The organism is Synergistota bacterium, assembly GCA_021159885.1.
In the GTDB taxonomy this organism is placed as follows: Bacteria; Synergistota; GBS-1; order GBS-1; family GBS-1; genus AUK310.
In genome coordinates, this window is sequence record JAGHDO010000090.1 from 16102 (window position 1) to 26670 (window position 10569).

At 44.3% G+C, this 10569-nt stretch carries 11 protein-coding genes; all 11 read left to right on the forward strand.

Annotation, left to right across the window (positions count from 1 at the left end; all coding sequences use genetic code 11):
• Positions 1-5 precede the first annotated feature (5 nt).
• From J7M13_08955 to J7M13_09005, 11 genes are read left to right on the forward strand one after another with little or no spacing between them, the layout of a single operon-like run.
• Positions 6-1046 carry a rod shape-determining protein gene (locus J7M13_08955; protein ID MCD6364105.1) on the forward strand — a complete coding sequence of 347 codons (1041 nt, stop codon included), beginning with the start codon at positions 6-8 and terminating at the stop codon, positions 1044-1046.
• Positions 1043-1816, forward strand: a complete 774-nt coding sequence (gene mreC, locus J7M13_08960) for a rod shape-determining protein MreC (GenBank protein ID MCD6364106.1) — start codon at positions 1043-1045, stop codon at positions 1814-1816. The genes J7M13_08955 and mreC overlap by 4 nt, the downstream gene beginning before the upstream one ends.
• Before the next feature lie 7 nt (positions 1817-1823).
• On the forward strand, positions 1824-2282 hold the full coding sequence (gene mreD, locus J7M13_08965; GenBank protein MCD6364107.1) for a rod shape-determining protein MreD: 459 nt from the start codon (positions 1824-1826) through the stop codon (positions 2280-2282).
• A complete protein-coding gene (gene mrdA / locus J7M13_08970; protein MCD6364108.1) occupies positions 2279-4042 on the forward strand; it encodes a penicillin-binding protein 2 in 1764 nt (587 codons plus the stop codon). The genes mreD and mrdA overlap by 4 nt, the downstream gene beginning before the upstream one ends.
• Positions 4023-4640, forward strand: a complete 618-nt coding sequence (locus J7M13_08975; protein MCD6364109.1) for a hypothetical protein — start codon at positions 4023-4025, stop codon at positions 4638-4640. The genes mrdA and J7M13_08975 overlap by 20 nt, the downstream gene beginning before the upstream one ends.
• A 13-nt stretch (positions 4641-4653) precedes the next feature.
• A complete protein-coding gene (gene minD / locus J7M13_08980; protein MCD6364110.1) occupies positions 4654-5457 on the forward strand; it encodes a septum site-determining protein MinD in 804 nt (267 codons plus the stop codon).
• A gap of 2 nt (positions 5458-5459) precedes the next feature.
• The gene (gene minE / locus J7M13_08985; protein MCD6364111.1) at positions 5460-5732 is read left to right on the forward strand and encodes a cell division topological specificity factor MinE; all 273 of its coding nucleotides are present in this window, start codon (positions 5460-5462) and stop codon (positions 5730-5732) included.
• Between the two features lie 4 nt (positions 5733-5736).
• The gene (gene rodA / locus J7M13_08990; protein MCD6364112.1) at positions 5737-6819 is read left to right on the forward strand and encodes a rod shape-determining protein RodA; all 1083 of its coding nucleotides are present in this window, start codon (positions 5737-5739) and stop codon (positions 6817-6819) included.
• On the forward strand, positions 6816-8588 hold the full coding sequence (locus J7M13_08995; protein MCD6364113.1) for a TIGR03960 family B12-binding radical SAM protein: 1773 nt from the start codon (positions 6816-6818) through the stop codon (positions 8586-8588). Before rodA ends, J7M13_08995 begins: the two co-directional genes overlap by 4 nt.
• Entirely contained in the window at positions 8572-9183 is a 612-nt protein-coding gene (locus tag J7M13_09000; protein ID MCD6364114.1) for a DUF2344 domain-containing protein, read from the forward strand. The genes J7M13_08995 and J7M13_09000 overlap by 17 nt, the downstream gene beginning before the upstream one ends.
• Positions 9158-10558, forward strand: a complete 1401-nt coding sequence (locus tag J7M13_09005) for an Rne/Rng family ribonuclease (protein ID MCD6364115.1) — start codon at positions 9158-9160, stop codon at positions 10556-10558. Before J7M13_09000 ends, J7M13_09005 begins: the two co-directional genes overlap by 26 nt.
• Positions 10559-10569 lie beyond the last annotated feature (11 nt).

Here is a 10569-nt window from a genome sequence, read left to right on the forward strand (position 1 = left end):
GCATTGTGTTCGACTTTATAGCGGGTTTGTTTTCTAAAGATATAGGTATAGATCTGGGTACGGCTAATACGGTTGTTTACGTTAAGAGGGAAGGAATAGTTTTATCTGAGCCCTCTGTCGTTGCTATTCAGAAGGCTTCCAAGGAGATAATAGCTGTTGGAGAGGAAGCTAAAAGGATGATAGGGAAAACTCCGCAGGATATTCAGGCAGTCAAGCCCATGAGGGATGGGGTTATAGCGGACTTCGAGGTTACTAAGATGATGCTGAGGTATTTTATGAGCAGAGTTCATGGCAGAAAGGGAATGTTTAAGCCACGTGTGGTAATATGCGTTCCTGCAGGAGTTACGGAGGTTGAAAGACGTGCGGTCGTTGATGCTGCGCTTCAGGCTGGTGCAAGGGAAGCTTATCTGATAGAGGAACCTTTAGCTGCTGCTATAGGTGCGGGGTTACCGATTCACGAGCCAAGGGGCAATATGGTGCTTGATATAGGAGGAGGCAGAACAGAGGTTGCGGTTATATCTCTTGGGGGGATAGTTGTAAGGGAGTCTATAAAGGTAGCCGGAGATGAAATGGACAGTGTGATCATAAACTACATGATGAAGGAGCATGAGCTCGTTATAGGGGAGCAAATGGCGGAGAGCATTAAGAGAAGCATAGGTAATGTAGATGATGACCTTGAGGAGACCTTTATGGATGTTAAGGGCAGGGATATAAGGGGAGGGATTCCTAAGGTTAAGGAAATAAGCTCCTCTGAGATAAGGGAAGTGCTAAAACCCGTTGCGGAGAAAATAGTTGAGGCGGTTAAGACCGTTCTTGAGCATACTCCTCCGGAGCTGTCTGCTGATATTATAGATAGGGGAATAATAATGACGGGAGGAACGTCCATGCTCAAGGGCTTGGATAAAATGATAAGTAGAGGAGTGGGGGTTCCCGCCTATCTTACTGAAAATCCCCTTTATTGTGTCGCGCTCGGTGCGGGGAAAGTGCTGGAGGAGCTGAATGCCCTTAAGAGGGTGCTTTTGAGCGTTAAGAGGACCGAGGAATGATAGAGGAGATCAGGAAAGGCTGGCTTTGGGTTGGATTGCTTATATTTCTCTCCTTCTTAATATCTTCCTTAAGCTTAAGAGGATGGTGGGGAATTGAGCGCTTAAGAAGGGATTTTCTTTCCTTTTTACTCCCGGTTGAGGGGGTTATATCTTTCCCGCTAAGGACCATATCGGGTGCTATTGAATTTCTGCGCTCTCATTCCGCTCTTGTTGAGGAAAACGCGAAGCTTAGGAAGGAAGTTTCTATTCTCAAACATGAGCTTTCATTACTTGAGAAGAGCGGGGATGGTAAGCGTTACCTCCGAGAGGGATTTATCCCATGTGATGTTATTTTTCGCTTCCCAGATAGATGGTTTAGTGAAATAGTGGTAGATAAGGGTAAAGATGCAGGTGTAGCCGTTGGTATGGCCGTTTTGGGGTCTAAAGGCTTGGTTGGTGAGGTAGTCGAGGTTAGTAGAAAAATGGCACGCGTGAGATTAATTACCTCCGGTAATTCTATAATAGGAGCTTTGATTAAAAGGTCAAGAAGCTTTGGCGTTCTTAGGGGGATGGGAGGAGCTTACTGTAAGCTCCTTTACGTTCCTGAAGAAGAGGATGTTGGAATTGGAGATCTCGTCATAACAGCTGGCATGGGAGACACCATTCCTGGAGGATTGCACATTGGTAAAGTGATTTCGGTTAAAAGAGAAGGGGAGTTCATGGATGTGTATGTTAAGCCTCTTGAGGATTTCAGTAAGCTTCGGACTCTTTGGGTATTGAAAAGAAGGTGATGTTGGTATCTGGTGGCTTGTAGCTGTCTTTTTAGCCCTTTCGGTTGAAGGGGCTTTATCAGTTTTTATGGGAGCCTTAACTCCCGATATAGTTTTGGTTGTAGTTTTTCTTTTTGCTTGCGCTCGAGGGGGAATTGGTGCAATATTTCTTGCTTTCGGGGCAGGATTGATGCTTGATCTAAGGTGGGAACCGATTGTGGGTTTAAGCTCCGCTTATCTCAGCATTGCGGTTTATCTTATAGATGCTATCTATCGCTCAGCTCGCGTTAAATCCCGAAGCATCAGATACTTAGGTGCGTTTCTATTCTTGGCCTTATTTTACGCTTTTAAGTTTGCCTTTTATAGCTTGCTCAATGTGGAATACGACGTGAGCTATCTTGTGCTTTTAGGAAGAATTGCCATAGATATAATCATATTTGGGATTGGTCTGATAATCCTCGGACGAGGAAAAAGCCTTGCGATATGAGGACGAAGAGACTCTTTACTTTGATGCTGATTTATGCTATTTTGATTTTTCTACTTATAGGAAGACTATGGTATATTCAGGTTGTTATGGGAGAGCACTATAAATCAGTTGCTCAAGGCAACAGGATTAAGCTTCTTCGGCTTAAGGCTACGCGAGGCTTGATTTATGACATAAGCGGTGCTCCCTTAGCCGTTAATTTGCCCTCTTTTGGCCTTTCTCTCATTCCTGCATCGCTTGGTGATGATGATTCCCTTAAGCGTTTTATAAAAGGGCTTTCTGATGAAATAGGAGTTCCTTATAGGGAAATTTGGAGGAACTACAGAAGAAGAGTTCGTTCTCGATACTGGCCAGTTCTACTTGTGGATAATCTGACGCTTCCTCAGATAGTTGATATAAGAGATTGGCTATCATCGCATAGTTTTCTGAGTGTAGAGGCTGGCAGTAGAAGGTTTTACCCATGGGGAGACCTCTTTTCTCACGTTTTGGGATACACAGCAGAGATTTCTGAAAGAGAGCTCAAGCTCTATGGGGATATGGGGTATAGAGGTGGAGATCAGATAGGAAAGATGGGACTTGAAAAGGTTTATGAGGAATATCTAAGGGGAATAGACGGATACGAAGAAGTTGAGGTCGATGCTTTGGGTAGGGAGGTTTCCATCCTTGATAGATTGCCTCCAAGGAGAGGCTATGACTTAATCCTAAACATAGATAGGCATCTTCAAAAGGTTGCTTATGACGCTCTTGGGAATAATAGAGGATGCGTTATATTGATGAATCCTGAGGATGGGGCTGTTTTAGCCTTGGTTTCAAAGCCTTCTTTTGACCCGAATAGGTTCGTTTGGGGTATAGATCCTTATGAATGGAGATCTATAATGAAAAATCCTCTTCATCCGATGCTAAATAGAGCAACGCAAGCCGAGCTTCCCCCGGGGTCTCTCTTTAAGGTTATAACTGCGATGACAGCGCTTTCCGAGGGGGTAACCTCTGCAAGGCGGAGGATACTCTGTACGGGCTCTATCAAGATAGGTAATAGGGTTTTCAAATGCTGGAAGGAGGGAGGACATGGCTGGGTTGATATATATCAAGCTATAGCTCATTCCTGTAACATTTACTTTTACACCGTTGGCAGAGAGCTTGGAATAAAAAAGCTATCAAGATATGCTGAAGCGTGCGGTTTCGGTAGAAAAACGGGGATAGATCTCGCTTCGGAAGCGCGGGGTTTCGTTCCGACTCCCTCGTGGAAAAAAAAGAGATTAAAGGAACCTTGGTATCCGGGTGATACGGTCAATTTGTCCATAGGGCAGGGATATCTTCTTGTAACGCCTATTCAGATGGCATGCCTTGTTTCCGCTATAGCGAATGGTGGGACAATCTTTAAGCCGAGAATAGCCCGTGCCTTACGCGATTCTAATGGGAACTTGATTAAAAGATTCGGGCCTATGGTCTCTATGAAACTCCCATTTTCAGAAAGTATAATAGATCAGGTTAGAAGGGGTATGAGGCTCGCGGTGAGAGAGGGAACTGCTCGCGTTCTTTCCACGATGAGAATAAAGGTTGCTGGAAAGACGGGAAGTGCTCAAAATCCCAGCGGGAAGGAGCACGCATGGTTTATGGGGTTTGCTCCATATAATGATCCGTCGGTTGCGATAGTGGTTATGGTAGAAGAAGGAGGAGCAGGCGGAGCGGTTGCAGCACCGATAGCTAAGAAGGTGCTTAAGTTTTACTTCAGGAGGTATGGAAATGGGGGCGGTAAAGTTTAAGGGAACCAAGGAAGGCATAAAGGTCATAGTTGACGAGCGCGCACCTTGGGGAAATGTTATAAAGGAGCTTGAGGATAAACTGAATTCCTCTTTCTTCGACGAGGGAAGAATATTTCTCGAGCTAGGTAAAAGAAAGCTATCCAGGGAAGAGTATAAACTTATGGATGAAGTTTTAACACGTAAGCCATCTCTGAGGCTAATGGGTGTGGAGGCTCTTGATCTTTCAACAAGGGCAGTTTTGAGAGACTTTTTGCCCAAGATTTATCCGGATGATCCTGAGCTTGCACCTCTATTTCATAGAGGAACGCTGCGATCTGGTACGTCACTTGAGTATGATGGGGATGTTTTTATAATAGGGGATGTTAATCCAGGAGCGGAAGTGCATGCCGGTAGAAGCTTAGCGGTATTTGGCTCTCTGAGAGGAAGCGCTTATGTGGGAAAAAGGAAGAGGGACGATATCGTGGTAGTTGCTTTGAGACTAACGCCCTCTTTACTCGTTATGGGTAATAAGGTGGTATCTCTACCTGAGGAGGTTCCTCGGGATAAGCCAGCTTTGATTGCGTTTTCAGGAGGAAAGCTTAGCTTTCACTTGGTCTGAGGAGGGGGATTTCATGGGAGAGGTTTACGTTATAACTTCCGGAAAGGGAGGGGTGGGCAAGACAACGGTAACCGCTAACCTTGGGGTAGGACTGGCTTTAAAGGGAGCTAAGGTGGTAACGGTCGATGCGGATATAGGCTTGAGAAATCTCGATGTGGTACTTGGCCTGGAGAATCGCATTGTTTTCCATCTGGTTGACGTCGTTGAGGGGAACTGTAGACTTGAGCAGGCTCTTGTTAGAGATAAAAGGGTAGAAAGGCTATTTTTGCTTCCTGCTGCTCAAACAAGGACGAAGGAAGCAGTTACTGCTGATCAGATGATAGCTATATGTGCTAAGCTTAAAGAGAGATTTGATTATGTTCTAATAGATAGCCCTGCTGGTATAGAGACTGGTTTTAGAAACGCTGCTGTGGGAGCGGATAAAGCAATAGTGGTAACCACACCGGAGGTTTCCGCAGTCAGAGATGCTGATAGGATAATAGGGATGCTCGAAAGTATGGGCAAGGGAATGCCTCACCTTATAATCAACAGGATAAAGCCAGAAATGGTGGAAAAGGGAGATATGCTTAGCGTTAATGATGTTCTTGATGTACTTGCTATACCGCTTCTTGGTATAGTTCCCGAAGATGAGGAAGTGATAGTAGCAACTAATCGTGGTGAACCGATAATTTTGAAAGAGGATAGCCTTGCTTCCCGTGCCTTTAGGAATATAGTCTCAAGGTTAAAGGGAGAGGATGTCCCTCTTATGAAACTGATCCCTAAAAAGAGCACGGGCTTTTGGGGAAAGATCAAGCAGATACTCAGGGTAGGTGAATGATATTGCTTTTCGTTTTCAGGCTTTTTAAGAGAAAGGTTCCTTCGTCTAAAATAGCTAAGGATAGACTTGAGATAATACTAAAACACGATAGAACCGAGCTCTCAAGAAGCGAAATGATAGAAATGACTGATAGAATACTATCGGTCTTAAGAGATTATGTAAGTTATGACGAGGATAGAGCTCAGGTTAAGGTTATGAGGAAAAACGGAGAAACATTTCTCTATATAAGCGTTCCAGTTGTTGGTAAATCGACATCGAGAGCTTGGAGGAGATAAGCTCTTGAGATTTAAAGGGCTTGAGCTTGGGTTAGTCTTTTCGATTATTCTTTTAGTTTTTCTTGGGTTGCTTAACCTTTACAGCGCAACCTTTGGAGAAAAAGGCATTTTTTTCTACAAGCAGGTTATATGGATCGTTCTTGGGGGGATAGCGTGTACTATAGTGGTTTTTTATGACTATCACCGTATTGTTGAGCGTAGTAGCTATTTTTATGTGTTAGGATTGGCTCTTCTTGCACTCGTTCTTTTCGCAGGAAAGGGTGCCGGTGGAGCGAGAAGATGGCTTTCGATGCTTGGATTTTCGCTTCAACCATCTGAGATTATGAAGCCTATTATGATAGTCCTGTTTTCTAAAGTTTTATCTGCGCGCGGCTCCATAGATAGATGGGGTGGTGTGATTGAGCTTTTCTTCTATGCTGCTCTTCCAACGCTTCTTATAGCAAAGGAGCCAGATCTTGGAACTTCCGCTGTTATATTCTCTTTTTTCTTCTTTTATCTTTTCCTTTCAGTGTCACGTTTGAAGTTTTTCTTTACACCGCTTATGCTTTCCTTAGGAGCACTTCCAGTAATGTGGAGCTTTCTAAGAGATTATCAGAAGAGAAGACTCCTCGTTTTCCTGAACCCAAGCTACGATCCTTTGGGAGCAGGATATAATTTAGTTCAATCGAAGATATCACTTGGATCAGGTGGGGTCTTTGGAGCGGGTTTTCTTAAGGGACTTCAGCATAGACTTCGCTTTCTGCCGGAGCATCATACCGACTTTATCTTCTGCGTTTGGGGGGAAGAATTTGGTTTTATAGGAACCTCCTTTTTGCTTTTGATTTATTTGTTTGTAATATGGAGACTCTATCAGATAGCTCTTCTTTCTAAGGATAGAGAAGGCTTCTATATATGTGCAGGTGTCGCCTATCTCTTTTTTGTTCACGTTTTCGTAAATGTGGGAATGACTCTTGGGTTAACGCCTGTGAAAGGTTTGCCACTACCCTTTTTCAGCTATGGTGGAAGCTCTTCACTTGCAATGATGATATGTATAGGACTCGCTTTGAGCGTTTACAGATATAGGTTTTCGAAAGAGGATTTGGTATGAGCTGGTTGCCTCTTGTTTCAAGGCCCTCAAGATATATAGGAAGAGAGTGGAATATTCCTCTTAAAAATTGGAAAAATTCTGAGGTAAGAGTTTGCTTAGCATATCCGGACACATATGAGATAGGTATGTCCTATTTGGGATACAAAATACTTTACTGGATGCTAAACGGTGTGGAGTGGCTTTCAGCCGAGAGAGTCTTTACGCCGTGGATCGATGCTGAGGAGGAGATGAGAGCAAGAGGAGAGACTTTGAAATCTCTTGAAAGTTCTACTCCAGTTAGCGATTTCGATTTTCTCGCTATAACCATTCAGTATGAAATGAATGCCACTAACATTTTGACCCTCCTTGATCTAAGCGGACTTCCTCTGAGGGCAGAAGATAGAGATGATCGGCATCCCATAGTCATAGGAGGAGGACCTGGAGCTTTTATAGCTCAGGTTTTCTCTTCCTTTTTTGATTGTTTTATACTTGGTGATGGAGAAAATTCCTTTCTTACCCTACTTGAGACTTACAGGGAGTGGAAAAAATCAGGGGGGAGAAAGAGGGATTTTCTTGAAGAAGCTGGTAAAAGGTTTCCTTGGCTTTGGGTTCCGCTGATTCATGGGCGAAATAAGAGAATAAGAAGAAATATAGTAGAAGACCTTGATAGCTCTTTTTATCCTTCGGTTGAGCTCGTACCTTGGAGCGAAATCGTTCATGATAGAATTTCGATCGAAATTTTCAGAGGGTGTACGAGAGGATGTAGATTTTGTCAGGCAGGTATAATATACAGGCCGGTGAGGGAGAGAAGCCCGGAAAGGATCCTCGAGCTTGCTGAAAGTCTTGTTTCCTCCACTGGTTATGAGGAGATTTCTCTTACATCGCTTGCGTCGTGCGACTACTCTGCGATAAGAGAAGTGCTTCCTCGTTTAAGGGAGATACTTAAAAGAAGAGGATTTAGGATAACGATATCCCTTCCTTCCTTAAGAATGGACGCTTTCTCTATAGAGCTTGTGGAAGAAGTGATGAAAGGGAGAAAGACCACATTGACCTTCGCTCCAGAGGCTGGAACTCAGAGACTGAGAGATGTTATAAACAAGAATATTAGCGAGGAAGACATCCTTAAAACCCTGGAAAAGGTAGCAAGAAAGGGCTGGAACAGGGTAAAGCTCTATTTTATGGTTGGTCTGCCAACTGAGAGAGACGAGGATATAAGGGGAATGGTTTCTCTCATTAAAGAAGTGCATAAAATAGCTAAGAGATTCAACAGAAAGTTTTCGCTCTCTATAAGCATTGCGTCCTTCGTTCCCAAGGCACATACGCCATTTCAATGGGAAGGACAATTCCCTAAGGATTATCTTCGTGAGAGATTGAGGTTTATAAAGTCCTCTCTCAAGGGAAGAGACATAGAAGTTCATTATCACGATGTTGATCTCAGCTTTCTTGAGGCGGTGGTGGCTCGTGGAGATGAAAAGATATCTCGCGTTATAGAGAGGGCGTGGAGAGCGGGGACGCGCTTCGATGGTTGGAACGATCGGCTTAATCTTTCAGCGTGGCTTCGCGCTTTTGATGAGGAGGGAATTGACCCATCATTTTACGCAACGAGAGGCTTTTCCTATGATGATTCTCTTCCTTGGGATCACATAGATTCTGGAGTATCCAGAGATTTCCTGATAGCGGAGCACAAGAGGGCTTTAAGGGGTATAATAACGCCGGATTGTAGATGGAGCCCCTGCTCTATGTGTGGGGTTTGCCTCTCCTATAGGGTTAAAAATGAAATTGCGTCTTGAGCATGGGAAGAGAGGACCGTTTAGGTTCATATCTCATCTTGATTGGCTTAACTCGCTTAAACGGGCCATAAGAAGGGCTGGCTTAAGAGTTGCCTATAGTAGAGGTTTTTCTCCTCATATGAGGGTAAGTCTTGGCCCGCCTCTTCCCGTGGGGATAGAGGGGGAAAGGGAGTATTTTGACATCGAGCTTGAGGTTGAACTTGAGCCCCGGGAAGTGGCTAAAAGACTGAATGCTCAGCTCCCTGAGGAGCTTGGGATCTCGAGGTGCGAAAAAGCACCTTCTTTTAGCTTAATGAAGTTTATTAACTTCTCGATTTACGATCTTTATCTTTTAGAAGATAGGAAGATCGACTTTTTTGGAGTGAGGGATCTCGTTCGTGAGGTCATCAAACTCAGTAACAGAGCTTATAGGCTCTTTACCTTGTGTGATTCATCTTCTCCAAGCCTGATCAAGGTGCTTTTTCTCGCTACTGGCCTTTCCTGGGAAGATATCGTCTTGATCAAGCGCATTGGCCTATGGCGCTTTGAAAATGGGGGGCTTTTAACCCCCTTTGGGGAGGTTGAGGAGCTTGATAAGTATTTTAATAAGCGTTGATGAAGAAACCCGAATTGCTCTGCTTGAGGAAGGATATCTTGTGGAATTTTTTCTCGAAAGGCCATGGGCTAAGGATATAGTCGGGAATATTTATAAGGGGAAGGTCGAGAGGGTCCTTCCCGGCATGGGAGCTGCATTTATAGATATAGGAATAGAAAAGAACGGCTTTCTCCCGCTTAAGGATCTGGGTGGTAAAAGCTTAAGGATAGGGGACGAAATTGTGGTTCAGGTATCAAGGGAGGGGAGGGATCTTAAGGGGCCAAGATTGACCACGAAGATAACTATTCCAGGTCACTATCTTTTGATCCTGCCCGATTGGGGCAAAATCGGCGTTTCAAGGAGAATTACTAAACCCTCCGAGAGGAAAAGGTTAAGAAAACTGATTGCAGACTCACTTTCTTCCGGCTTTGGTGCTGTGGTCAGGACCGCTGCATGGGGGGAAGAAGAAGAGGTGATCTTAGAAGAGCTTTCAGAGCTTCTATCGCTTTGGTCTGGAATAATGGAGAAATTTTATTCTCTTCCAGCACCTTCTTTGCTTTATTCTGAACCTCCCTTGATTGAGAGGGTTCTTCGCGACTGGTTTTCACCGGAAGTGAAGGACATTTGCTCGGATAGCTTAGAAGCCTTAGAGGGGGCAAGGAAAACGATCGAAAAGTGGAGTTCATCAGGCTCGGCTGTTGAATTCGTGTATCATGATCTTCCTGGTATATCGCTCTTTGAAGCTTATGGCGTTGAGAAAGAGCTTGATATGCTCCTATCGCGGAGGGTTCCCTTGCTCTGTGGTGGTGAGATAGTGATAGATAGGGCAGAGGCTCTAACCGTTGTAGATGTAAACACCTCAAGCTTTGTTGGAGGAAAAAGCTTTGAAAAAACGGCTTTAAGAACTAACCTTGAGGCTGCGCGAGAAATAGCTCGCCAATTAAGATTGAGAGGCATAGGCGGTATAGTGATAATAGACTTTATAGATATGAAGAGCGAAAGAAACAGGGAGCTCGTTTTGAAGGAGCTCTCTTCTGCTCTTAAGAGGGACAAGAGAGATGTCGAGATATGCTCTTTTAGCCCTTTGGGACTTCTTGAGCTTACGAGGGAGCGTGAGGGACCGGATCTGGTTGAGAAGCTTGGGATGACTTGTCCATACTGTGGAGGAAGAGGATGGGTTCTTAATGAGGAAACGCTCCTTATGGATATAAAGAGAAGACTTAGAAAGTTTCTGACCTCAAACACGGCTGAAGAGATAGAAATAGTCGTCAATCCTGCCATAAAAAGACGCCTTGAGGAGCTTCGTCCGGAATGGGAGAAAGCATACCACAGGAAGATAAGGATAGTGGAGGATGCACACCTTCCCTTTGAAGCTTTTAAGCTTAGAGCTGTGTGATATAATTTTTC